General features: G+C 74.9%; 22 protein-coding genes and 1 pseudogene. 20 read left to right on the top strand and 3 right to left on the bottom strand.

Translation table 11 applies throughout. From position 1 onward, the window contains the following. Positions 1-29 precede the first annotated feature (29 nt). Positions 30-1,835, top strand: a complete 1,806-nt coding sequence (gene ggt, locus ACSHWO_RS07310; protein ID WP_438310552.1) for a gamma-glutamyltransferase — start codon at positions 30-32, stop codon at positions 1,833-1,835. 44 nt (positions 1,836-1,879) lie between these two features. On the opposite strand, the gene map is transcribed toward ggt, so the two are convergent. Next, positions 1,880-2,647: a type I methionyl aminopeptidase gene (map, locus tag ACSHWO_RS07305; protein ID WP_438310550.1), complete on the bottom strand. Its 768-nt coding sequence runs from the start codon at positions 2,645-2,647 to the stop codon at positions 1,880-1,882. A 64-nt stretch (positions 2,648-2,711) separates the two neighbouring features. Between map and ACSHWO_RS07300 the strand changes: the two genes are divergently transcribed. The 14 genes from ACSHWO_RS07300 to ACSHWO_RS07235 all read left to right on the top strand — a co-directional run bounded on the left by ACSHWO_RS07300 (position 2,712) and on the right by ACSHWO_RS07235 (position 15,252). Further along, positions 2,712-2,963, top strand: coding sequence for a helix-turn-helix domain-containing protein (locus ACSHWO_RS07300; protein ID WP_361091872.1), 252 nt, complete (start codon positions 2,712-2,714; stop codon positions 2,961-2,963). Positions 2,964-3,090: 127 nt separating this feature from the next. Then, positions 3,091-3,261, top strand: a complete 171-nt coding sequence (locus ACSHWO_RS07295; protein ID WP_438310548.1) for a hypothetical protein — start codon at positions 3,091-3,093, stop codon at positions 3,259-3,261. A gap of 84 nt (positions 3,262-3,345) precedes the next feature. Further along, positions 3,346-3,693 (top strand): hypothetical protein, encoded by a 348-nt coding sequence (locus ACSHWO_RS07290; RefSeq protein ID WP_438310546.1) that lies wholly within the window; start codon positions 3,346-3,348, stop codon positions 3,691-3,693. A 307-nt stretch (positions 3,694-4,000) separates the two neighbouring features. Next, a complete protein-coding gene (locus ACSHWO_RS07285; RefSeq protein ID WP_438310544.1) occupies positions 4,001-4,381 on the top strand; it encodes a PPOX class F420-dependent oxidoreductase in 381 nt (126 codons plus the stop codon). A gap of 46 nt (positions 4,382-4,427) precedes the next feature. Further along, positions 4,428-6,131 (top strand): hypothetical protein, encoded by a 1,704-nt coding sequence (locus tag ACSHWO_RS07280; protein WP_438310542.1) that lies wholly within the window; start codon positions 4,428-4,430, stop codon positions 6,129-6,131. Positions 6,132-6,339: 208 nt separating this feature from the next. Continuing rightward, a complete protein-coding gene (locus ACSHWO_RS07275; RefSeq protein WP_385804942.1) occupies positions 6,340-7,182 on the top strand; it encodes a nitrilase-related carbon-nitrogen hydrolase in 843 nt (280 codons plus the stop codon). Next, complete coding sequence (locus ACSHWO_RS07270; protein WP_361091890.1) at positions 7,179-8,474, top strand: aspartate aminotransferase family protein; 1,296 nt, start codon at positions 7,179-7,181, stop codon at positions 8,472-8,474. Before ACSHWO_RS07275 ends, ACSHWO_RS07270 begins: the two co-directional genes overlap by 4 nt. A 16-nt stretch (positions 8,475-8,490) precedes the next feature. After that, a complete protein-coding gene (gene hydA / locus ACSHWO_RS07265) occupies positions 8,491-9,897 on the top strand; it encodes a dihydropyrimidinase (RefSeq protein ID WP_438310539.1) in 1,407 nt (468 codons plus the stop codon). Between the two features lie 43 nt (positions 9,898-9,940). Beyond that, positions 9,941-10,942 carry a TIGR03842 family LLM class F420-dependent oxidoreductase gene (locus ACSHWO_RS07260; RefSeq protein ID WP_361091896.1) on the top strand — a complete coding sequence of 334 codons (1,002 nt, stop codon included), beginning with the start codon at positions 9,941-9,943 and terminating at the stop codon, positions 10,940-10,942. A 213-nt stretch (positions 10,943-11,155) separates the two neighbouring features. Continuing rightward, positions 11,156-11,980, top strand: a complete 825-nt coding sequence (locus tag ACSHWO_RS07255; protein ID WP_438310537.1) for an inositol monophosphatase family protein — start codon at positions 11,156-11,158, stop codon at positions 11,978-11,980. Positions 11,981-12,090: 110 nt separating this feature from the next. Beyond that, positions 12,091-13,512 carry a phytoene desaturase family protein gene (locus tag ACSHWO_RS07250; protein ID WP_438310535.1) on the top strand — a complete coding sequence of 474 codons (1,422 nt, stop codon included), beginning with the start codon at positions 12,091-12,093 and terminating at the stop codon, positions 13,510-13,512. After that, positions 13,512-14,021, top strand: a complete 510-nt coding sequence (locus ACSHWO_RS07245; RefSeq protein WP_385804937.1) for an O-acetyl-ADP-ribose deacetylase — start codon at positions 13,512-13,514, stop codon at positions 14,019-14,021. Before ACSHWO_RS07250 ends, ACSHWO_RS07245 begins: the two co-directional genes overlap by 1 nt. A 188-nt stretch (positions 14,022-14,209) precedes the next feature. Next, on the top strand, positions 14,210-15,070 hold the full coding sequence (locus ACSHWO_RS07240) for a helix-turn-helix domain-containing protein (protein ID WP_438310532.1): 861 nt from the start codon (positions 14,210-14,212) through the stop codon (positions 15,068-15,070). Continuing rightward, the gene (locus tag ACSHWO_RS07235) at positions 15,067-15,252 is read left to right on the top strand and encodes a DUF397 domain-containing protein (protein ID WP_438310530.1); all 186 of its coding nucleotides are present in this window, start codon (positions 15,067-15,069) and stop codon (positions 15,250-15,252) included. The genes ACSHWO_RS07240 and ACSHWO_RS07235 overlap by 4 nt, the downstream gene beginning before the upstream one ends. Positions 15,253-15,380: 128 nt before the next feature. On the opposite strand, the gene ACSHWO_RS07230 is transcribed toward ACSHWO_RS07235, so the two are convergent. Further along, positions 15,381-16,265, bottom strand: coding sequence for a hypothetical protein (locus tag ACSHWO_RS07230; protein WP_438310528.1), 885 nt, complete (start codon positions 16,263-16,265; stop codon positions 15,381-15,383). A 337-nt stretch (positions 16,266-16,602) separates the two neighbouring features. Here ACSHWO_RS07230 and ACSHWO_RS07225 point away from each other — a divergent pair. The 5 genes and pseudogenes from ACSHWO_RS07225 to ACSHWO_RS07205 all read left to right on the top strand — a co-directional run. Next, a pseudogene (locus tag ACSHWO_RS07225) lies at positions 16,603-16,902 on the top strand (molybdopterin-dependent oxidoreductase); the annotation flags it as partial. A gap of 145 nt (positions 16,903-17,047) precedes the next feature. Continuing rightward, positions 17,048-18,322 (top strand): APC family permease, encoded by a 1,275-nt coding sequence (locus ACSHWO_RS07220; RefSeq protein ID WP_438310526.1) that lies wholly within the window; start codon positions 17,048-17,050, stop codon positions 18,320-18,322. 201 nt (positions 18,323-18,523) lie between these two features. Then, complete coding sequence (locus tag ACSHWO_RS07215) at positions 18,524-19,378, top strand: ABC transporter ATP-binding protein (protein ID WP_438310524.1); 855 nt, start codon at positions 18,524-18,526, stop codon at positions 19,376-19,378. Between the two features lie 188 nt (positions 19,379-19,566). Further along, complete coding sequence (locus ACSHWO_RS07210) at positions 19,567-20,562, top strand: ABC transporter substrate-binding protein (RefSeq protein ID WP_438310522.1); 996 nt, start codon at positions 19,567-19,569, stop codon at positions 20,560-20,562. Beyond that, positions 20,562-22,658, top strand: coding sequence for an iron ABC transporter permease (locus tag ACSHWO_RS07205; protein WP_438310520.1), 2,097 nt, complete (start codon positions 20,562-20,564; stop codon positions 22,656-22,658). The genes ACSHWO_RS07210 and ACSHWO_RS07205 overlap by 1 nt, the downstream gene beginning before the upstream one ends. On the opposite strand, the gene ACSHWO_RS07200 is transcribed toward ACSHWO_RS07205, so the two are convergent. Then, positions 22,646-24,175: an MFS transporter gene (locus ACSHWO_RS07200; RefSeq protein WP_438318969.1), complete on the bottom strand. Its 1,530-nt coding sequence runs from the start codon at positions 24,173-24,175 to the stop codon at positions 22,646-22,648. The genes ACSHWO_RS07205 and ACSHWO_RS07200 overlap by 13 nt on opposite strands. Positions 24,176-24,296 lie beyond the last annotated feature (121 nt).

Here is a 24,296-nt window from a genome sequence, read left to right as displayed (position 1 = left end):
CCTGACAGGCCGTCGACCGGAGGTACGCCATGCGTCGTCCCGCTCCACGCCACTTAGCGCTCGCCGCCGCCCTCGCCGGGGCACTCGTGTCCACCGGCGCCGCGGCCCCGCCCCCGACGGCCGGCGGACCTCCGGCCAAGGTGCCCGTCGCCGTGGGCTACGGCGGGGTCGTCGCCAGCGTCGACCCCGACGCCACCGCCGTCGGCATCGCCGTCCTGCGGGCCGGCGGGAACGCGACGGACGCCGCGGTCGCCACGGCCGCAGCGCTCGGCGTCACCGAGCCGTACTCCGCCGGCATCGGCGGGGGCGGCTACTTCGTCCACTACGACGCCCGGACCCGCCGGGTGCAGACCATCGACGGCCGCGAGACCGCACCGAAGTCGGCCACCGCCGGGCTCTTCCTGGAGAACGGGGTGCCCATCCCGTTCGCCGAGGCCCAGACCAGTGGCCTCTCGGTCGGCGTCCCCGGCACGCCCGCCACCTGGCAGAGCGCCCTGGACGCCTGGGGAACGCGCCCGCTGTCCAAGCTGCTGCAGCCCGCCGAGAAGCTGGCCCGCGACGGGTTCAAGGTCGACGCCACCTTCCGCGCCCAGACCGAGGCCAACCAGGAGCGCTTCAAGGACTTCCCGGCCACCAGCGAGCTGTTCCTGCCGGGCGGCGCCCTGCCGGTGGTCGGCTCCACCTTCAAGAACCCGGACCTGGCGGCCACGTACGCCGAGCTCCGGCGCAACGGCGCCGGAGCGCTGTACCGGTGGCCGCTCGCCGACGAGATCGTCAACACCGTCCGCAAGCCCCCCGTCGACCCGGCCGCCACCCGCACGGTCCGGCCCGGCGACCTGACCACCCAGGACATGCGGGCGTACGGGACCAAGCGGCAGGAGCCCACCCGGGTCGAGTACCGCGGGCTCGACGTCTACAGCATGGCGCCCTCCTCCTCCGGCGGGACCACCGTCGGCGAGGCCCTGAACATGCTGGAGCGCACCGACCTGGGCGCCCTCTCCGAGGCGGAGTACTTCCAGCACTTCATCGAGGCCTCCCGGATCTCCTTCGCCGACCGGGGCCGGTGGGTCGGCGACCCGGCCTTCGAGCAGGTGCCCACGCGCCAGCTGCTGGCGCAGCGGTTCGCCGACGCGCGCGGCTGCCTGATCAACCCGGAACACGCCCTGACCAGCCCCCTGGCCCCCGGAGACCCGTACCACCCCAAGCCCTGCGACACCGCCGGCCGGCCCGCGCCGACCACGTACGAGGGCGAGAACACCACCCACCTGACGGTCGCCGACCGCTGGGGCAACGTCGTCTCCTACACCCTCACCATCGAGTCCACCGGCGGCAGCGCGATCACCGTCCCCGGCCGCGGCTTCCTCCTCAACAACGAGCTGACCGACTTCTCCTTCGCCCCGGCCACGCCCGGGGTCCCGGACCCGAACCTGCCCGGGCCGGGCAAGCGGCCCCGCTCGTCCATGGCCCCCACCATCGTCCTGGACCACGGCCGGCCGGTCCTCGCGGTGGGCTCGCCGGGCGGCGCCACCATCATCACCACCGTCCTGCAGGTCCTGACCGAGCACCTGGACCGGGGCATGCCGCTGGTCGACGCCATCGCCGCGCCGCGCGCCAGCCAGCGCAACCAGCCCACCACCGAGCTGGAACCCGCCCTGTGGAACGGCCCGCTGCGCGGGCAGTTGGAGAAGCTGGGCCAGGCGTTCCGGCTGAACCAGGAGATCGGTGCCGCCACCGGGGTCCAGCGGCTGCCGGACGGGCGCTGGCTCGCGGCGGCCGAGAAGACCCGGCGGGGCGGAGGCTCGGCGATGGCCGTCCACCCGCAAGGCAAGCCGTAGGACGGCGCGGCCCGTCGGGTCCGCCCGTCGCGGGGGCCCGAACGTCACAGGGTGGTGAGGATCCTCGGGCCGTCGGCGGTGATCGCGACCGTGTGCTCCGCGTGCGCGGCGCGGCTGCCGTCGACGGTCCGCAGGGTCCAGCCGTCGCCGTCGCAGCGGTAGTCGTCCCTGCCGCCCGCCATCACCATCGGCTCGATCGCCAGGACCATGCCCGGGCGCAGCTTCATGCCGCGCCCGGGCCGGCCCTCGTTGGGCACGCCCGGGTCCTCGTGCATGCTGCGGCCGATGCCGTGGCCCCCGAAGTCCTCCGGGATGCCGTACCCGGCGTCGCGGCAGACCGAGCCGACGGCGTGGGCGATGTCGCCGATCCGGTTGCCGGGCACGGCGGCGGCGACACCGGCCGCCAGGGCGGCCTCGGCCGTCCCGATCAGCCGCAGGTCGGCGGGGCGGGGGCGGCCGACGGTGAAGCTGACCGCCGCGTCCCCCACCCAGCCGCCGAGCCGGGCCCCGCAGTCGATGCTGACCAGGTCGCCGTCGCGCAGCCGGCGGTCGTCCGGTATGCCGTGCACGATCGCGTCGTTGACGGAGGCGCAGATCACCCCCGGGAAGGGGACCGGCGCGAAATGCGGCCGGTACCCGAGGAAGGGCGATGCCGCCCCTGCTTCGGCGAGGACGCCGCGCGCCACCCGGTCCAGCTCCAGCAGGGACACCCCCACGCGCGCCGCATCCCGTACGGCGGCCAGGGCCTGGGCGACCACCCGGCCCGCGGCACGCATCTCGTCGATCGACTCGTCCGTCTTGATCTCCACCATGCCAATAACTATACCGGTATAACAATACCGGGATGATTGTTGGGTCGGCCGGTAGGATGGCCCCATGGTCCGAACTCCCCTGACCCCCGAAGAGCGCGAACGCGGCGAGCGCCTCGGTGCGCTGCTGCGCGAGGCCCGCGGTGGGCGCAGCATGGTCGAGATCGCGGCGACCGCCGGGCTCTCCGCCGAAACCCTCCGCAAGATCGAGACGGGCCGGGCGCCCACGCCGGCCTTCTTCACCGTGGCCGCCCTGGCCGAGGCGCTCGGCCTCTCCCTGGACGACGTCGTCCGCCGCTGCGCGCTCGTCCCCGCCTGACCCGGTCCTGATCCGGTCGGGCCGCTCTGACCCGTTCCGGTAACCGCCGGCCGTCGTTCGGGCGGCCGCACGGGCCGAACGGCGCAATCGGCGGGGCCCGCGGCCGGGCGCGGGGCAACGTGAAGGGGTGTCAGCCAGCAACGCAGCCGAACGGCTCGGACTCGGATTCCTCGGCGCACTCCTGGCGGGAGGGCTGCTGATCGCTGCCTGTGCCGCCCCCGACGGCGGCGCGGCCGACGCGGGCCGCCACCCGGCCGCGCCGCCGACCGCCCCCGCCGGGAGGGCCATGTCGAGGTGACGCGGCGCGGCATTCGGGTGAATGGCCGCCCCTCAGCCCAGGGCGAAGCGTTTCAGCAGGTCAGGGCCCTCCTACGCTGCACGGATGCACAACCGCACCACCACGGCCGGCATCGCCGCCGCCTCCTCCTTCCTGCTCCTGTCCGCCGTCGGCCCGGCCGATGCGCACCCCGTGCCCGGACAGCTGTCCTACGCGTACACCGACGGGGACGGGCGCCCGGACGCCGACGTCCTCCGGGCCCCGGAGAGCGGGCTGTGCATCGACCTGCCGGCCCTCCGCGACGCCCCGGCCGTGCACCTGCACAACGACAGCCCCGCCACGGTCGAGCTCTACGGGACCCGGGACTGCCTGGGGCAGCCGCTCGGCACCGTGCGCGCCGGTGAACGCTCCACGGTCCCCACCTTCTCCGTCTGGCTGGCCCTACCCCGCTAAGTGCTGTGACCGGAAAGGTTCACCGCCTCGCGACGCTCCCCCAGCTACCGCTGGGAGGTGCCCCCAGGCACGGCACCTCGCCGCGTTGTCGGACCGCGCAAGTACGTCCCGTACGAGCCGCGGCCCTCCGCCTTGCGATGCACCGCACCGGACGCCGCGAGCCGGCAAACCTTTCCGGCCACAGCACTGGGAACACCCTGCAGGGGACCGGGCCGTCCCGCCCCGTCCGCCCGGGCCGCGTGCTGTTCGTCGGGACCGGGCCCCGGGCGGCCGGGGCCCGTCGCGGGCGGTGCCGTAGCCTCGGAGGATGACCCTCGAAGAGCTCGGGCGGGCGAAGTACGTCAGCCTCACCACCTTCCGCAAGGACGGCACACCCGTCGCGACGCCCGTGTGGGCCGTCGCCGACGCCGGCGAGCTGTACGTCTGGACCCGGTCCGACTCGTGGAAGGTCAAGCGGATCCGGAACAACGGGCGGGTCACCCTCCAGGCCTGCGACGTGCGCGGGCGCGTCGCGCCCGGGACCCCGGTGCTGGAGGGCCGGGCGCGGCTGCTGGACGAGGCCGGGCTGAAGCGGGTGCGGCGGCTGATGTCGCGGAAGTACTCCTGGCAGTTCTGGTCGGTGGACGTCCCGGGCGCGCTCGTCCGGTTCGGGCGGCGCCCGCACACGGGGATCGCCGTCAAGGTTTGAGATTCCCGTAGCCCGCCTGTAACACCCGTGGGTTCCAATGCGGGGCATGGAGACCGCGGCTTCGCTGGTGATCACCCAACTCTCGGACTACTTACGCGGGTTGGCGCAGAGACTGGACCCGGGGGCGGGGTGGTACGGGGAGTTCCTGCGCCGGGACCCGGAGGGGATGCGGGCCTGCCTGGACGGGGCGGCGATGCCCCCGTGGGACGTGGTGGAGTCACTGCTCGGGGACCTCGCCGAGGCACGGGGCCCGGAGTTCGCGGCGCGGGAGGCGCAGTACGCGGCCCGGCTCCGGGCGGAGGCAGCCGCGGCCTGGGACCGGCTGCCGGGCGGGGCCGAGGAGTTGCAGACCCTGATCGTGGCCGCCGCAGAACAGCGGGACGCCTCGGAGGCGGCGGCACGGAGCCTGACGACGCGGCTCACCACCACCGCGGACCGGGCGGAGGCGGACGCGGTCGCCGGGGAACTCGCGTGGCTCCGCGACGACGCCGCCCGCGCCGCCTCCCGCCACGCCGACCTCACCGCCCGCCTGACCGCCCTGACCACCCCCACCCCCGCCCTCCTCCCGGCGGTCCCCCGCCAACGCCCGGAACCCCCGGCCGCCGCCGCATCACCGCCGGGCGGAGCCACGGGCCACCCCGGTACACCCCCCGCGCCCGCCCCACCCCCCGCGTCCGCCCCGGCCGCCGATCCGCAGGCCGGACACCCGGACCGAGACCCGCACGAGGGGCCGTACGAGGGGCCGGGCGGGGCACCGGGGGCGGGCTCCGGCGGTGCGGCACCGGGGAGGGCGGGGCGGGTCGAGGGGCGGTGGCCGCGGGGCCGCACCCGCAGGGCCGGCGGGGCGCGGTACGCCGGCTCGGCGGCCCCAGAGCCGACGCCCTTCAGTCCGCCGCCCGGACACCCGGCGGGCCCCGGCACCGGCAGCGCCCTGCCGCGCGGGGCGCGCTTCGGACACCTCGAACCGCACGTGCCGGAGCTGCCGGAACAGCCGGAACGGCCGGAGCGGTCAGCGCCACGAGAGCAGTCGGCCCAGCCGCAGGGACGCGGCCCCGCGGTCGGCCCGCCGCGCGGCGCCCGGTTCGGCCGTCCGCAGCCGCAGCCGCAGCCGGAGCCGCAGCCGGAGCCGGTGGCGGTGGTGGTGGAGCCGCAGGGCGCGGGGAGTGCGGACGGGTGGCCCGGGGCGGGCTCCGCGCCGCAGGGCGGCGGTGCGGAGGCGGTCCGGGGACGGGGCGTGCGGGGGACCGTGACCGAGCTGATCACGCTGCGGGCGCAGGGACGCAGCGGCGAGGCGCACGCCCTGTTGTGCGAGGCCGCGGCCTGGTCGCCCGGGCTGCTGCCGGAGCTCGCCGCCGAGCTGGTCCGCGCCGGGCTCGCGGCCGACTGGGCCACCCTGCTGTGGGAGGCGGCCTCGCTCCCGCCCGAGCGGCTCGCCGCGGTGGCCGCGGCCCTCGGCGCGGCCGGCCGGCACGCCGACTGCGAGGCGCTGCTGCGCCAGGGCGTGTCCCGCCCCGCCGCCGAGCTGGCCGAGGCGGCGCTGGCCCTGGTCGAGGCCGGCCGCCCCGGCGAGGCCGACGCCCTGCTCGGTGCGTTCGTCCGCGCCCGTACCGCGGAGGAGTCGGCCCGTCTCGCCCGCCGGGACCCGCAGTGGTTCGTCCCGCGCCTGCTCAGGGCCGCCGAGGCCGTCTCCGCGGGGCACCACCGCGACCTCGTGCACGCGCTGCGCGTGGGGAAGTTCTTCGCCTCCTGAGTACCGCCCTCGGTGTCCGAACCGAACCGCAGTCCGACCGTTCCAAGTCGAAATCGACCGACTGTGAACGTTTCTCGACCCAGTCGGACCGACTGCGCCATCAGTGCAAGGCGGTCTTGCCCCGGGGTGTGACGAGGCCTACGTTCTAGTCCCTACGCACACCGTCTACGTGCGTAGAAGTCGGCGTTCCCGTCGCGAGGAGCAGCTCATGGCCCAAGTCGTCCGCGCCGCGCTCGTCCAGGCCACCTGGACCGGAGACACCGAGTCGATGATCGTCAAACACGAGGAGCACGCCCGGAGAGCGGCCGCCGAGGGTGCGCGGATCATCGGCTTCCAGGAGGTGTTCAACGCCCCCTACTTCTGCCAGGTCCAGGAGCCCGAGCACTACCGCTGGGCGGAGCCGGTCCCCGACGGCCCGACCGTCCGCCGGATGCAGGAGCTCGCCCGCGAGACCGGCATGGTGATCGTCGTACCGGTCTTCGAGGTGGAGGACTCCGGGTTCTACTACAACACCGCCGCCGTCATCGACGCCGACGGCAGCTACCTCGGCAAGTACCGCAAGCACCACATCCCGCAGGTCAAGGGGTTCTGGGAGAAGTACTACTTCCGCCCCGGAAACCTCGGCTGGCCCGTCTTCGACACCGCCGTCGGCAAGGTCGGCGTCTACATCTGCTACGACCGCCACTTCCCCGAGGGCTGGCGGGCCCTGGGCCTGGCCGGCGCCCAGCTGGTCTACAACCCGTCCGCCACCCACCGCGGCCTGTCCGCCTACCTGTGGCAGCTGGAGCAGCCCGCCGCGGCCGTCGCCAACGAGTACTTCGTCGCCGCGATCAACCGGATCGGCCGGGAGGAGTACGGCGACAACGACTTCTACGGCACCAGCTACTTCGTGGACCCGCGGGGCCGCTTCGTCGGTGAGACGGCCAGCGACAAGGAGGAGGAACTCCTCGTCCGCGACCTCGACTTCGGCCTCATCGAAGAGGTCCGCACCCAATGGGCGTTCTACCGCGACCGCCGACCCGACGCCTACGGAGGGCTCGTACAGCCGTGACCGACCCGATCCCCCTGCTCAGCCGGCACCGCTCCGTCCTGCCCGACTGGCTCGCGCTCTACTACGACCGCCCCATCGAGCTCACCCACGGCGAGGGACGACACGTCTGGGACGCGGACGGCAACCGCTACCTCGACTTCTTCGGCGGCATCCTCACCACGATGACCGCCCACGCCCTGCCCGAGGTCACCAAGGCCGTCGCCGAGCAGGCCGGGCGGCTCATCCACTCCTCCACCCTCTACCTCAACCGCCCGATGGTCGAACTGGCCGAGCGGATCGCCGCCCTGTCCGGCATCCCCGAGGCGCGGGTCTTCTTCACCACCTCCGGCACCGAGGCCAACGACACCGCGCTGCTGCTCGCGACCGCGTACCGCCGCTCCAACCAGATCCTGGCGATGCGCAACAGCTACCACGGCCGGTCCTTCTCCACCGTCGGCATCACCGGCAACCGCGGCTGGTCCCCGACGAGCCTCTCGCCGCTCCAGACGTACTACGTCCACGGCGCCGTCCGCACCCGCGGCCCCTTCGCGGAGCTGTCCGACGAGGCGTTCACCGCGGCCGCCGTCGCCGACCTGGAGGACGTGCTCGGCCAGGCCCGCGGCTCCGTCGCCGCCCTGATCGCCGAGCCGGTCCAGGGCGTCGGCGGGTTCACCTCGCCGCCCGACGGCCTGTACGGGGCCTTCCGCGAGGTGCTGGACCGGCACGGCATCCTCTGGATCAGCGACGAGGTGCAGACCGGCTGGGGCCGTACCGGCGAGCACTTCTGGGGCTGGCAGGCACACGCCCGCAGCGGACCCCCGGACATCCTGACCTTCGCCAAGGGCATCGGCAACGGCATGTCCATCGGCGGGGTCGTCGCCCGCGCCGAGATCATGAACTGCCTGGACGCCAACTCCATCTCCACCTTCGGCGGCTCCCCGGTCACCATGGCCGCCGGCCTCGCCAACCTCGGCTACCTGCTGGAACACGACCTCCAGGGCAACGCCCGCCGCGTCGGCGGCCTGCTCCTGGAGCGGCTGCGGGCCATCGCCGCCACCGTGCCCGCCGTACGCGAGGTACGCGGCCGCGGACTGATGGCCGGAGTGGAGCTGACCCGGCCCGGCACCGACCGGGCCGACCCGGAAGCGGCCGCCGCCGTCCTGGAGGCCGCCCGGGAGGGAGGCCTGCTGCTCGGCAAGGGCGGTGGGCACGACACCAGCGTGCTGCGCATCGCGCCGCCGCTGTCCCTCACCGTCGCCGAGGCGGAAGAGGGCGCCGAGATCATCGAACGGGCCCTGCGCAGCACCGTGTAGCCGGGAGGCGCCGCACATGTCCATCCGCACCCTGATCCGCGGCGGCCTCGTCATCACGGCCGCCGACGAGCTCCACGCCGACGTCCTGGTCGAGGACGGCCGGGTGACCGCCCTCGCGGCGCACGGCTCCGACACCGCCGAGGGCTGGACCGCCGGCGCCGGCCGCGTCCTCGACGCCGCCGGGAAGTACGTGATCCCCGGCGGGGTCGACGCCCACACCCACATGGAGCTGCCCTTCGGCGGCACCTCCGCCTCGGACACCTTCGAGACCGGCACCCGGGCCGCCGCCTGGGGCGGCACCACCACCATCGTCGACTTCGCCGTGCAGAGCCGGGGCCGCGCGCTGCGCGAGGGACTCGACACCTGGTACGACAAGGCCGACGGCAAGTGCGCCGTCGACTACGGCTTCCACATGATCCTCTCGGACGTCAACGAGGGCACCCTCAAGGAGATGGACCTCCTCGTCGGGGAGGGCGTGACCTCCTTCAAGCTCTTCATGGCCTACCCGGGGGTCTTCTACAGCGACGACGGGCAGATCCTGCGCGCCATGCAGCGGGCCTCCGGCAACAGCGGGCTGATCATGATGCACGCGGAGAACGGCATCGCGATCGACGTGCTCGTCGAGCAGGCCCTCGCCCGCGGGGAGACCGACCCCCGCTACCACGGCGAGGTCCGCAAGGCCCTGTTGGAGGCCGAGGCCACGCACCGGGCGATCCAGCTCGCCCGCGTCGCGGGCTCCCCGCTGTACGTCGTCCACGTCTCGGCGGAGGAGGCCGTCGCCGAGCTGGCGGCCGCCCGCGACAAGGGCCTGCCCGTGTTCGGGGAGACCTGCCCGCAGTACCTCTTCCTGTCCACCGACAACCTCGCGGAGCCGGACTTCGAGGGCGCCAAGTACGTCTGCTCGACCCCCCTGCGGCCGCGCGAGCACCAGGCCGCGCTGTGGCGGGGCCTGCGCACCGACGACCTGCAGGTGGTCTCCACCGACCACTGCCCGTTCTGCTTCAAGGGGCAGAAGGAGCTGGGCCGCGGCGACTTCTCGAAGATCCCGAACGGGCTGCCGGGCGTGGAGAACCGGATGGACCTCCTGCACCAGGCGGTCCTGGACGGGCACATCACCCGCCGCCGCTGGATCGAGATCGCCTGCGCGACGCCGGCCCGGATGTTCGGCCTCTACCCGCAGAAGGGCACCATCGCCCCCGGCTCGGACGCGGACATCGTCCTCTACGACCCGCACGCCGAGCAGGTCGTCTCCGCGCGGACGCACCACATGAACGTGGACTACTCGGCCTACGAGGGCAAGCGGATCACCGGGCGCGTCGACACCGTCCTCTCCCGCGGCGAACCCGTCATCGAAAACCGCGAGTTCACCGGGCGCGCCGGCCACGGGACCTTCGTACCCCGCTCCGCCTGCCAGTACCTGTAGCCCCGCCCGCACCCCGCACCCCGCACCCCGCAAGGAGCCGCCCATGGACTTCGGCCTCGTCCTGCAGACCGACCCGCCCGCCTCCGAGGTCGTCAGCCTCATGCGCCGAGCCGAACGCAACGGCTTCCGCTACGGCTGGACCTTCGACTCGGCCGTGCTGTGGCAGGAGCCCTTCGTCATCTACAGCCAGATCCTGGCCAACACGACGAAGCTGACCGTCGGCCCGATGGTCACCAACCCCGGCACCCGCACCTGGGAGGTCACCGCCTCCACCTTCGCCACCCTCAACGACATGTACGGCAACCGCACGGTGTGCGGCATCGGCCGCGGCGACTCGGCGATGCGGGTCGCCGGACGCAAACCCAACACCCTGGCCCGGCTCGGCGAGGCCATCGACGTCATCCGGGACCTCGCCGAGGGCCGGGAGGCCGAGGTCGACGGCCAGCCGCTGCGGCTCCCGTGGGTGAGGGAGGGCCGCCTCCCCGTCTGGATGGCCGCGTACGGGCCGAAGGCCCTGGCCCTCGCCGGACAGAAGGCGGACGGGTTCATCCTCCAGCTCGCCGACCCCTTCCTCACCGAGTGGATGGTGCGCGCGGTCCGCACCGCCGCCGAGGAGGCCGGCCGCGACCCGGACGCGATCACCGTCTGCGTGGCGGCGCCCGCGTACGTGGGCGAGGACCTGGCCCACGCCCGCGAGCAGTGCCGCTGGTTCGGCGGCATGGTCGGCAACCACGTCGCCGACCTGGTCGGCCGGTACGGCGAGCACTCGGGCATGGTGCCCGACGCCCTCACCGACTACATCAAGTCCCGCGAGGGCTACGACTACAGCCACCACGGGCGGGCCGGCAACCCGTCCACGGACTTCGTCCCCGACGAGATCGTCGACCGGTTCTGCCTGCTCGGCCCGGCCGAGGCGCACGTCGAGAAGCTCCGGGCCCTGCGCGCCCTCGGCGTCGACCAGTTCGCCGTCTACGACATGCACGACGCGAAGGCGGCCACCATCGACGCCTACGGCCAGCACGTCATCCCGGCGTTCCAGGACTGACGGCCCGCGCCGACGGCCGGGCGGGGCGCGGGTCCGCCGTGATCCCGGGGCGTGCCCCGCGGGACCGGACCCGCGGGGCACGCCCTCCGCCGGCCGTGCCGCCCGGGGAGGCCCGGGCGGGGGCGGGTGGGTTCACCTGACGGTCACCCGGGGGGCGCCGGCTCTTGGGGGAATGCGGTGGGGATCGCGGGGCGCGCATGTTCTGATGGAGGCATGATCGAACAGTTCCTGGCACGTGACCTGTCCGCCGTCGAGGAAGCCGTCCGCAAGGCGGCCGCCGCCGAGATCATGCCGCGGTTCCGGCAGCTCGCCGACCACGAAGTGGACGAGAAGAGCGGCCCGCACGATCTGGTGACCGTCGCCGACCGCAAGGCGGAGGAGCACCTCACCGCCGCCCTCACCCGGCTGCTGCCCGGCTCGGCCGTCGTCGGCGAGGAAGCCGTGCACGCCGACCCGACCGTGTACGGGGCCCTGCGCGGCGACGCCCCGGTGTGGATCGTGGACCCCGTCGACGGCACCCGGCAGTTCGTTTCCGGCGACCCCGCCTTCTGCACCCTGGTCGCCCTCGCCCACCACGGGGAGATCCTCGCCTCCTGGACCTTCGCCCCGGCGCTCGACGAGATGGCCACCGCCGTGCGCGGCCAGGGCGCCCACCTGGGGGAGGAGCGCCTGTACTGCGGCTCCCCGGACCCCGGCGCCGACCTGCGCGTCGCCATCGCCCACCCGCTCTACACCACCGACGGCGACAAGCGGATCCTGTCCCGCCTGGACGTGCCGGGCGTCGACCCCCGCCCCTGCGGTTCGGCCGGACTGGAGTACCTGAAGGTGGCCCGCGGCCAGGTCGACGGCCTCGCCTTCACCTGGCCCTCGGCCTGGGACCACGCGGCCGGGCTGCTGCTCGTCGCCGAGGCCGGCGGCGCCCAGAGCACCGTCGCCGGGGTGCCCTTCCGCATCGACCGGGACAACGAGCTGCCCTTCGCCGTGGGCCGCGACGAGGCCACGGCCGTACGGATCCGCGAGCTGCTCCGCGGGGTCTGAACCCGTCCCGATCTGACGAACCCCGGGGCCGCGGCGGCCGTACCCGGGGCCTGCGGTGGCGGTCCGAATATCCTGGAGGTGGTGGCGCCGCCGGACGAAGGAGTCGCATAGTGCCGTCGATTCTCGATGCGGTCGTGGTGGGGGCGGGGCCCAACGGGCTGACGGCCGCCGTCGAACTGGCCCGGCGCGGCTTTTCGGTGGCCGTGTTCGAAGCCGCGGAGTCCGTCGGGGGTGGGGCCCGTACGGAGGAGCTCACCCTCCCCGGGTTCCGGCACGACCCCTGCTCGGCCGTCCACCCGCTGGGCGCCGGCTCCCCGGCGTTCGCCGCGATGCCGCTGGCCCGGTACGGGCTGGAGTGGGTGCACTCCCCGCTGCCGATGGCGCACCCCTTCGACGACGGCACGGCCGCGGTGCTCTCCCGTTCCGTGGCCGAGACCGCGGCCTCCTTCGGGCCGCGCGACGCGGGCGCGTACCGGCGGCTGGTCGCCCCGTTCCTCGGCCGGTGGGACACCCTGGCACGGGACTTCATGTCCCTGCCCGCCACCGCCCTGCCCCGCGACCCGGTCACCCTGGCCCGCTTCGGGCTGGCCGGACTGCCGCCGTCCACCTGGCTGTTGCGGCGGTTCCGGGACGAGCGGGCCAGGGCCCTGTTCGCCGGGCTCGTCGCGCACGTCATCGCCCCGCTGGACGGCATCGCCACCGGCGCCGTCGGCCTCGTCTTCGCCCTGGCCGCGCACGCGGGCGGCTGGCCCATGGCCCGCGGCGGCTCCCAGTCGGTCTCCGACGCCCTCGCCGGGTACCTCGCCGACCTGGGCGGCAGCATCCACACCGGGTTCGAGGTCAAACGCCTCGACGAGCTCCCGCCGGCCCGTGCGTACGTCTTCGACACCTCGCCGACCGCGCTGGCCCGGATCGCCCGCCTGGGGCACGCGTACGACGGCTACCGGTACGGCGCCTCCGTCTTCAAGATCGACTACGCCCTGTCCGGGCCGGTGCCGTGGACCGCCGAGGCCCCGCGCCGGGCCGGCACCGTCCAGGTCGGGCCGCGCGCCCGCGACATCGACGCCGCCCTCCAGCTCGCCTCCGGCGGGCGGGCGCCCCGCACCCCGTTCCTGATCACCGCCCAGCCCAGCCTCGCCGACCCTGGCCGCGCCCCCGAGGGCAAGCACGTCTTCTGGGCGTACGGGCACGTCCCCGCGGGCTGGGAGGGCGACCTCACCGACGCCGTCGAACGCCAACTGGAGCGCTTCGCACCGGGCTTCCGCGACCTCGTGCTCGCCCGGGCCACGGCTGGCCCGCCGCAGCTAGCCGCCCGCAACCCCAACTACGTCGGCGGGGACATCGCCTGCGGCGCGGCCTCCGGGCTCCAACTGCTGCTGCGCCCCAAACTGTCCCTCTCCCCGTACACGACCTCACACCCCGCCGTCTTCCTCTGCTCCTCCGCCACCCCGCCCGGCCCCGGCGTGCACGGCATGTCCGGCCACAACGCCGCCAAGGCGGTCTGGCGGCACCTCCGAAAGGCCGGCTCCTGATGGTCCGCATCACGCTCGTCCAGGGCGACATCACCGCCGAGCAGGCGGACGCCCTGGTCAACGCCGCGAACTCCTCGCTGCTCGGCGGCGGGGGAGTGGACGGAGCCATCCACCGGCGCGGAGGCCCGGAGATCCTGGAGGCCTGCCGCGCGCTGCGCGCCTCCCACTACGGCAAGGGCCTCCCGACGGGCCGGGCCGTGGCCACGACCGCGGGCCGCCTGCCCGCCCAGTGGGTGATCCACACGGTCGGCCCGGTCTGGTCGGCCACCGAGGACCGCTCGGACCTCCTGGCCTCCTGCTACCGCGAGTCACTGCGCGTCGCGGACGAGCTGGGCGCCCGTACGGTCGCCTTCCCGGCCATCTCGACCGGCGTCTACGGCTGGCCGATGGACGACGGCGCCCGCATCGCGGTGGAGACGGTCCGTGCAGCCGCCACCTCGGTGGAAGAGGTCCGCTTCGTCCTCTTCGACGCCCCGGCCTACGCGGCCTTCGCCGACCGGCTCCGCTGACCGCGGGCCTCCGTCCCGGCCGCGCGTCGCCGTACGCCTGCCCCACGGCCAGGACCCCGGAGGAGCGCACCCCGTACGCGCAGTCAGCGTACGGGCGCACAGGGTAGACGGTACGGTGTGACCGTCGTCACCCTGGGTGGGTCGAGCGCGGGACGAGCCCGCGGGGGCGTACGTGGAGGTGACCGCGCATGACGGTGGTCGAGGGTGGAGCAGGCAGGGCGGGCGGGGACGGGGAGCGGGAGCCGGACCCCTCGGACAGCCTGAGGACGTTCGGCGCCGTGGTCCAGGCCCTGAGGGAGCACGCCGGGCTCAGCCGGTTGGAATTCGGCGCGAGGGTCCGGTTCTCCAAGCACACGGTGGAGTCGGTGGAGCTGGGCCGGCGGATGCCGGACGTGGCGTTCGTGGAACGGGCGGAGGGGGCCCTGGGCAACACGGGCGCGCTCAGGAAGGCGGCCAAGCACCTGACCCGGGGGGAACCCGGGCTGGCGGCATGGTTCCGGCGGTGGGCGCGGTTGGAGAAGACGGCGGTCAGCCTGTACACGTACGAGTGCCGGCTGGTGCCCGGGCTGTTGCAGTCGGAACCCTACGTGCGTGCTGTGTTCGACAACAGCATCCCGCTGCTGACGGACGCACAGGTGAAGGCTCAGGTTGCCGCTCGGCTGGACCGACAGAAGATGTTGCGCGCGCGGCCGCATGTCCCGTTCAGTTTCATCGTGGAGGAGGCGGTGTTCCGGCGGAGGCTCGGCGGTCCGGAAGTCACGCGAACCTTGCTCGATCACGTGCTGGAGCAGAGCGCGCGGCGCAATGTGACGCTTCAGGTGGTACCGCTGGGGGCGGAGTCGCATTCGTGCTTGGACGGACCACTGCAGCTGCTGGAAACTCCGGAGGGCAGGCGCCTCGCGTACTCCGAGGGGCAGCAGAACGGGCGGCTGGTCAGTAGCCCACGGGAGGTGAGCTTCCTTCACCAGCGCTATGACACACTGCGCTCGCAGGCCCTGAACCCCCAAGAATCGCAGGGCTTGTTGGAGCAACTGCGAGGAGAGCTATGAGCGCATCGGAACTCGTATGGTTCAAGTCCAGCTACAGCGGCACCCAGGGCGACAGCTGCGTGGAGGTCGCCTTCGCTCCACAGGCCATCCACGTACGGGACTCCAAGGACCTCACCCGCCCGGCCTTCACGGTCGGTCGGGAGGGCTGGGCCCTGTTCGTGCAGTACGCGGTCGACCGTTGAGTTGATCGGACGCCGGCGCCCGACCTGCGCGCGGCCCGGGCGGGACTGAGCGTTCCGCCCGGGCGGGTAGCTGCCCGAACCCCGGCCCAGGCACCGGCCGTTGCGGGCGCTGCGGCACCTTCGACGGGTCAGGTCCTGGCCTTGCGCAGGCGCTGGCAGCCGCGCACCTGGTCACGGCCGTCGGAGTCGCAGACCTCGAACCACACGTTCTTCAGGCCGTAGCGGATGTCGTCCTTGCCGCCGTCGGGTTCGCCGTCCGGGTTGTCGGTGAGGTCCACGGTGTGCGTGCCGAAGCGGTCCTCGAAGTGCATCCGGAGCTTGCCGCCCCAGCCGTCCTGGTAGGCGTCGGGTTCGTCACGGGAGTAGGGGGTCACGTACTCGATCCCGAACCAGCCGTCCCCGGTGTCCCAGAACCGGTAGCCCACGCTCGCCGCCGTCGTGCCCTTGAGGGACCGCCCCTCGAAGAGGGTGAACCCGGCGGCGGGCTGCTTCGCCGGAGCCGGCGCCGGTGTCGCGGAGGGCGGCGTGTCCTTCGCGGGCGGGCTCTGGGCGGCCCCCGGGAGCCCTTTCGCCAACCCGTAGCCCAGCCCCAGCGCGGCCACGACCGCGCCGCACGACGCCAGGAGGCGGCGCGGTCGTAAGCGTCGGCCGGGTGAGGTCCCCGGCGTCGGACCGGGCTGCCGGGAGTCGGCGGGAGCCGCCGGGGCCCCGGCCGGGCCGGAACCGCCCTCCGACTCGGCGGCGAGCCGGTCCCGGGCGTCGAGCCAGGCGGCGGTTTCGGGTTCGTGGCCGCACGCCGCGACGAAGGCGGCCAGCATGTCGCGGCGCGGGAGGGCGGGCCGGGTGAGGGCGTACGAGATCGTGCTGCGCGTCAGGATCCGCCCCTGCTCCGCGGCCCGGTGCTCCAGCCGGCGATAGCTCAGACCGGAGCGGTCCTGGAGGTTCCGCATGAGGGCCACCAGCTCGGCGGCGTTCCGTGCGCGGCTCGGGTCGATGTCTTCGTGGAGTCCCATGGACGGCATCCTCGGCGACGGGCCGGGGCGGGAAAAGCGCCGCACCGGACACCCGCGCACGTCGGCCGGCCCGTCGCAGCGACCGCCCGCGGCACCGAGCGCCCCTGCGCCCGGACGTACTGTCAGGTAGTGGCCCAGGCCCTCGGCGCGACCCCTTCGCCAACGCCCTGCGCGACGCGACGGGCGTCCGCTTCGCCGAACTGCCCGTCACCCGGGACGTGATCTGGCGGAAGATGCAACCCGTGCACGGGTGATTGCCGTTGATCTGCCAGCCAGAAGTCCTGCGAATCCTTGCAGATGAGGTTCGCAGGGCGGAGCGAACGGGCATGAGGAACCCATGGCCGAACTCCTGCTTCACGGAGACCTGGACCAGCCGGCGCGGCTCAGCGTCGCGGACCTGCGGGGCTGGGCGCAGCACCGGGCGGCGGTCACCTTCGACCGCGCCACCAACGGCCCGCAGCACCACGTGTTCGAGGGCGCCCTGCTGCGCGGGGTGGTCGCCGACGCGGGCCCGGCCTTCGACGCCCGCCGCCGCAAGGACCGGTCGCGGTTCCTGCTGGCGGTCAGCGGCGGCGACGGCCACCACACCGTCCTGTCCTGGGCCGAGCTCGACGCTGACTTCGGCGACAGCCCGGTGCGGGCCCGGGCCGGCCGGTGAGGGCGGGCCCCGCGCCGCTGCGCGCCCGTCCGCGCCAGCCGTCCGCGCCGGCCGTTCACGGCCGCCCGCTATCGTCTGCCCCGGTCGGGGCCCGGTCGGGGCCCCGCAACGAGGGGAGCGGGGCATGGTGGAGCCGACGGACGCGGCCGCGGGGCCGGACGCGCTGCGGCGGCGGCTGGGGGTCACCGACGCGGTGGTCATCGGCCTGGGGTCGATGATCGGCGCGGGGATCTTCGCCGCCCTCGCCCCCGCCGCCCGCGCGGCGGGATCCGGACTGCTGGTCGGCCTGGCCCTGGCGGCCGTCGTCGCGTTCTGCAACGCCACCTCCTCCGCCCGCCTCGCCGCCCGGTACCCCGCCTCCGGCGGTACCTACGTCTACGGCCGCGAGCGGCTCGGGGACTTCTGGGGCTACCTCGCCGGGTGGGCGTTCGTCGTCGGCAAGACCGCCTCCTGCGCGGCGATGGCCCTGACCGTCGGCGCGTACGTCTGGCCCGGCCAGGCACAGGCGGTCGCCGTCGCGGCCGTGGTGGCCCTGACCGCGGTCAACTACGCCGGGGTGCAGAAGTCGGCCCTGCTGACCCGGGTGATCGTGGCCGTCGTCCTCGCGGTGCTCGCCGCGGTCGCCGTCGCCGCCTCCACCTCCCCGGCGGCCGACGCGGCCCGCCTCGCCCTCGGCTCCGGCACCGGCCCCGCCGGGCTGCTCCAGGCCGCGGGCCTGCTGTTCTTCGCCTTCGCCGGGTACGCGCGCATCGCCACCCTCGGCGAGGAGGTACGCGACCCGGCGCGGACGATCCCGCGGGCCGTTCCGATCGCCCTCGGCATCGCGCTCGTCGTCTACGTCCTGGTCGCGCTCGCGGTCCTGGCGGTGCTCGGCCCGCAGGGGCTGGCGGACTCCACCGCCCCGCTGTCGGACGCGGTCCGCGCGGCCGGCGCCGACGGGCTGGTGCCGGTCGTCCGGGCCGGGGCGGCGGTGGCCGCGCTCGGCTCGCTGCTGGCGCTGATCCTGGGAGTCTCCCGCACCACCCTGGCCATGGCCCGGGACCGGCACCTGCCGCACGCCCTGGCCGCCGTCCACCCGAGGTTCCGGGTCCCGCACCGCGCGGAGCTCGCGGTCGGCGGTGTCGTCGCCGTCCTGGCGGCGACGGCCGACCTGCGCGGCGCCATCGGCTTCTCCTCCTTCGGGGTGCTCGTGTACTACGCCGTCGCCAACGCCTCCGCATGGACCCTCACCCCCGGCGAGGGCCGGCCGCCGCGGGTCGTGCCCGTCCTGGGCCTCGTCGGCTGCCTCGTCCTGGCCTTCGCCCTGCCGGCCTCCTCGGTGGTCTCCGGGGCCGCGGTGCTCGCTGCCGGAGCGGCCGCCTACGGCATCCGGAAGGCCGCGGAACGCCGTCGTCCGTAGCCGCCGGCGCACGCCTGGACCATACGCCATTACCGGCCGACTCCCCTCCCGGCAAGGGGTGGTGAGAGTGTGCCGGGGGTGTGTGGTGGTGTACGGGATCTCGACATGGTCACAGGTCACCGGGTTCCGGAAATGGATCTTAGGGCTGCCTTACCTAAGTTGTATGGTGACGCCGGGAACCCGAGACGGGGGAGGGACGCGGTGGCGTTAGGCGACGTCCGGCTGGTGGCGGAGGAACTCGACGTCGGGCATGCGGGCCGACCGGTGCTCAAGCAGGTGGACCTCTCGCTCCGCGCGGGGGCGATCACGGTACTGGTCGGCCCCAACGGCTGCGGGAAATCCACCCTGTTGCGCACGGTGGCCGGACTGCTGCCCCCCATCGGCGGCGAGGTGCGGATAGACGACGCGCCGCTGGGCTCCTTCGGCCGCCGGACGCTGTCCCAGCGCCTGGCCTTCCTGCCGCAGACCTCGCAGGCCCCCGCCGGGGTCACCGTACGCGAACTCGTCCGCCACGGCCGCTACGCCCACCGCGGCGCCCTCGCCCGGCACACGGGCGAGGACACCGGGGCGATCGACTGGGCCCTCCACGTCACCGACGCCGCCCCCCTCGTCGACCGGCGGCTCGACGAACTCTCCGGCGGCGAACGCCAGCGCGCCTGGCTGGCCATGGTGCTGGCGCAGCGGGCCGGCGTGCTGCTGCTGGACGAGCCCACCACCTACCTCGACCTGCGCCACCAGTTCGAAGTGCTCGACGTCGTACGCCGGCTGGCCCGCGAGCACGGCATCGCCTGCGGCGTGGTGCTGCACGACCTGATGCAGGCCGCGGCCTACGCGGACGAGGTCGTGGTCGTCGCGGACGGCGGCATCACGGCGGCGGGCGACCCCGCCGCCGTGCTGACCCCCGAGGTCATCGACCGGGCCTTCGGCCTGCGCGTGAGCGTGGTCCGCGACCCGGCCACCGGCTACCTCGCCTGTTTCCCGCAGCGGCCGCCCGCCGGGGCCGAGCCGCCCGCGGGAGCCGCGCACTCCGCCGAGGCCGCACCCCCCGCCGGTTGAGTCCGCCGTCGGCCCGGCACCGCGCCGTCGGCCCACACCCAGCGCCACACCCCACGCGCCACACCCCACAGGCCGTGCCCCGCCGCCGTGCCCCCTGCCCCTTTCGCCCGTCCCCCACCTCCCTCACCTCCCGCCCCGCCCGTCGGCCCGTCCGGGCCGAGGGTGACGTTCACCTAGGAGAGTTCGCCATGCAGAGGATGTCGCGCGCCGTCACGACGGCGGGTGCCGCCCTGGCACTCATGCTGGCCGCGGTCGGCTGCGGGTCCGGGACCGTCGGCGAGACCGCGGACCCCGAGAAGGGCGGCGACGCCCCCAAGGGCGCCGCCATCGTCCTCGACACCGCCCAGGGCCAGGTCACCCTGACCAAACCCGCCACCAGGGTGGTGGCGTTGGAGTGGACGTACACGGAGGAACTGGTCGCCCTCGGCGTCACCCCCGTCGGCAACGCCGACAACAAGGGCTACGGCACCTGGATCACCGCCAAGGGGGCCGACCTGCCCCAGGGCGTCACCGACGTCGGCACCCGCAGCGAACCGAGCCTGGAGAAGATCCGGGCCCTCCAGCCCGACCTCATCGTGATCGACAACGACCGCTCCAAGGCGAACCTGAAGCAGCTCCGGGAGATCGCCCCGGTGGTGTCGTTCACGTACACCACCAAGCCGCAACTCCGGACCATGAAGAAGAACTTCGCCGAACTGGCCCGGGCCGTCGGCAAGCAGGACAAGGCCGCCGAGGTCACCGGGCAGATCGACGCCCGGGCCGCCGACCTCAAGGCCCGCCTCGACAAGGCGGGCAAGGGCGGCCTCACGTACGCCGTCGGGCAGGGCTTCACCGCCAACGGCGCCGCCACCGTCCGCATGCTCACCGACGACGCCATCGCCCCGCAGGTGCTGAACCTCGCCGGCCTGAAGAACAGCTGGAAGGGCGAGCCCGACGCCTGGGGCATGACCACCGTCGGCGTCGAGGGCCTGACCAGGGTCGAGGGCGACGCCACCTTCCTCTACGTCGCCGCCGAGAAGGACGACCCGTTCACCGGGGCCCTCGCCGCCAACGCCGTGTGGAAGGGCCTCGACTTCGTCAAGAACGACAAGGCCGTCCCGCTCGACCCCGGCACCTGGCTCTTCGGCGGCCCGCTCTCCGCGCTGCACATCCTCGACGAGACCGGCAAGGCCCTGAAGGTCTGATGGCCCCGGACACCCTGACGGCGGCCGCCGGCCCCCGGTCGGCGGCCCGCCCGCCCGCCCGGGGCCGCACGCGGGCCCTGCTCACGGTCGGCGTCCTCGCACTGCTCCTGTGCCTGGTCGCCCTGGTCCACCTCGGGCAGGGCGCCTCCGGCGTGGGGCTCGGCGACATCGCGGACCTGCTCCGCGGCCGCGGCGACCCCCGCACCGCCGACATCCTGCTCGGCAGCCGGCTGCCCCGCACCCTGACCGGGCTGGTCGTCGGCGTGGCGCTGGGCGTCTCCGGCGTCCTCGTCCAGGGCGCGACCCGAAACCCGCTCGCCGCGCCCGACACCCTCGGCGTCAACGCCGGGGCCTACCTGGCCGTCGTGCTGGTCGCGTTCACCGGAGTGAGCCTCGGCCCGCTGCCCGCCGGGGGTGCCGCCTTCCTCGGGGGGCTCCTCGCCGTCGCCGTGGTCCGCCTGCTCACCAGCGGCGGGGTGTTGACCCCCGGCCGGGTGCTGCTCGCCGGGGCCACCGTCGCGCTCGCCGGGACCGCGGCGGCGGAGTTCCTCCAGATGCTCGACGTGCAGGCGACCCGGGGACTGTTCTTCTGGGGCAACGGCACCCTGATGCAGTCCGGGCTGGAACGGCCGCTGGTCCTCGGCGCGCTGGTCGCGGCCGGTGCGCTGGCCGCCCCGCTCCTCGCCCGTCCGCTCGACCTGCTCGCCCTCGGCGACGAGACGGCCGAGGCGATGGGCGTCCGCGTGGAGCGGATCCGGCCGGCGGCCTTCCTCGTCGCCGTACTGCTGTCCGCGGCGGCGGTCTCGCTGGCCGGGCCGATCGGCTTCGTCGGGCTCATCGCCCCCGTCGCCGTACGCCGGCTGGGCATGCGCAGGCACGCCGAGCTCATCCCGACCGCGGCCCTCCTCGCCGCGGCCCTGGTCCTCACGGCGGACGCGGCCGCCCAGCTGATCGCGCCGCCGTCCGCCACCCAGCCCGCGGAGATCCCGGTCGGCGTGGTCACCGCCCTGCTCGGCGGCCCCGTCTTCATGGCCCTGGCCCGCCGGATCAGCACCGGCGACGCGGACACCGGCGCGGCCGTCGCCGTCTCCGACCGGCGGCGCGCCCCCGGCTTCGCCGCCGTGCTCGCCGGCGGACTGATCGCCCTGGCCGCGGCCGTCGTGGTGTCGCTGCGGCTCGGCGACGTGGAGGTCGGCTGGGGCCAGCTCGCCGCGCTGCTCTCCGGGTCCGCCGAGCAGATCACCGAAGCGGTGGTCGGCTACCGGCTGCCGCGCGTCCTGGTGGCCGCCGTGGCCGGCGCCTGCCTGGCCGTGGCCGGCGCCGCGGTACAGGCCGTCGTACGCAACCCGCTGGCCGAGCCGGGACTCGTCGGCGTCACCGCGGGAGCCTCCCTCGGCGCGGTCACCGTCATCCTCGCCGTGCCGTCCGCGCCGGCGGCCGCGCTGCCGGCGGCCGCGGCCGCCGGCGGCCTGCTGATGCTGGTCCTCGTGGTCCTCGTCGCCCGGGGGAGTGCGGGCGGGGGCCGGCCCGGACTGGACCCGACCCGGGTGGTCCTGGTCGGCCTCGGCGCCGCCGCCACCGCGATGGCCCTGGTCAACATCCTGGTGGTCGGCGCGCAGATGAACGTCTCGGCCGCCCTCGGCTGGCTCGCCGGCAGCACCTACGGCCGCGACCTCTCGGCGCTCGGCTGGCTGGCCCTGCCCGCCCTGGTCGCGGTGGTGCTGGTGGTCGCGGCACGGCCGGTGGACCTGCTCGCCCTGGGGGAGGAGCTGCCGCGCGCCCTCGGTCTGGAACTCGGCCGCGCCCGGCTGCTCGTCCTCGGCGCCGGCGCGGTGCTGGCCGCGGGTACGGCCGCCGCCGTCGGCGCGGTCGGCTTCGTCGGGCTGGTCGCCCCGCACCTGGCGCGCCGCCTGGTCGGCGCCCACACCGCGCGGGCGGTCCCCATGGCGGCGGTGCTGGGCGCGCTGCTGGTGGTCTGCTCGGACGCGCTGGGGCGCTGGCTGCTCGCACCGGTCGAGATCCCGGTGGGCGTGGTGACGGCGCTGGTGGGCGCCCCGTACCTGGTGTGGCTGCTGCGCCGGACTCAGGAGGTCTGAGGGGTACCGGCCCGGGCGGGTTTCCCGGCCGGGCCGCCGGCGGCGCCGGCAGTGCCGTCCCGGAGCGTACGGGCAGCGAGGGCGCCGATCAGGCAGACGGCGGCGGAGGCCAGGCAGACGGCCGTGTAGGCGCCGGAGAACGCGGACCGGGCCAGGGGCCGGAGCGCGGGGTCGAGGAGTTCGAGGCGGCCGGTGCCGACGGCGTCCCGCGCAGGGCCGTCCGCGGCCCCACCGAGCCCGGCGTCCAGGCGGGCGGCGAACAGGGCGCCGAAGGCCGCGACACCGGTTGCGGTGCCCAGCGGGTAGCAGGCGTTGGTCAGCCCGGAGGCGAGGCCCGCCCGGTCCTCGGGCACGGCGCCCACGGCGACGCCCATCAGCGGCGGGAAGATGACGGCCCCGCCGACGCCGAGCAGCACCAGCCCCGCCGTCGTGGCGGCCGCGTCCGCGCCGGCCGTGCCGAACACCCCGGACACCCCGGACGCCGAGACCGCCGCCCCGGACGTCCCGGCGCCCACCGACGCGGCGGCGGCCAGCGCCAGCAGGCCCAGCCCCTGGAGCCCGAAGCCGCCCGCGACGAGGGCGTGCGGGGCGCACATCCGCTGGAGCCGCGCCACGAACAGGCCGGCCAGCAGCAGACTTCCCGTCAGCGGGAGGAGGTGCAGCCCGACCTCCAGGGGCGTGTACGCGCGGGTGCTCTGCAGCCAGAGGGTGGTGAAGGCCAGCACGCCCAGGCTGGACATCCGGGCGAGGAACCCGAGCACGGCGGCGCCGGAGAGCGCCCGGACGCGCAGCAGGGCCAGGTCGATCAGCCCGTCCCCGTGGCGCTGGGCGGCCACCAGGGCCGCGGTGAGGACGATCCCGGCGGCGGCCGGGAGCAGGACGCGCGGCGAGGTCCAGCCGGCCTCGGGCCCCGCTGTCAGCGGGTAGTGCAGGGCGAGGAGGGCGGCCACGGCGAGCAGCGCCCCCGGGAGGGCGATCCGGCGGCGGGCCCCCGCCCCGGTGGCGGGCGGCCGCGACGCGGGCATCCGGGCCAGCGCCCCGGCCACGGCCAGGACCCCGATCGGCACGTTCACCAGGAAGATCCAGCGCCAGCCGAGCCCGCTCACGAAGAGGCCGCCGACCACCGGTCCGAGGGCGCCGGCCGCCGAGGCGGTGGCGGCGAACGCCGCGATGGCGGCCTGCCGGCGGGCGCCCTCGTACGCGGCCGCGAGCAGCGCGAGGCTCGGCGCGAACACCAGGGAGCCGCCCAGCCCCTGGACGGCGCGGGCGGCGACGAGGGTGCCGGCGTCCGGCGCGAGCCCGCAGGCGGCCGACGCGAGCGTGAACAGGCCCATTCCGGCCACGAACACGGTTTTGCGCCCGATGCGGTCGGAGAGCGCGCCTGCGGTGAGCAGCAGCGCTCCGAAGGCGAGGGAGTAGGCGGACACGGTCCACTGCACGCGGGCGAGACCGACGTCCAGGGATCCGGCGATATCGGCCAGCGCGACGTTCACCACCGTGACGTCCAGCGTCATCATCACGCCGCCGGCGCTGACCAGAGCGAACGTCCAGCGGGGAGAGCGGGGAGGGCGGGGAGGGCGGGGAGAGCGAGGGGAGCCACTGCGGGAAGGCGTCACTGATTCACCCCGAGGCGCGTAG

It is taken from the genome of Streptomyces pallidus (ex Mingjun et al. 2026) (assembly GCF_051550185.1).
In the GTDB taxonomy this organism is placed as follows: domain Bacteria; phylum Actinomycetota; class Actinomycetes; order Streptomycetales; family Streptomycetaceae; genus Streptomyces.
The sequence above is the reverse complement of the archived record's forward strand: the minus strand, read 5'-3'. Positions and strand labels throughout refer to the sequence as shown.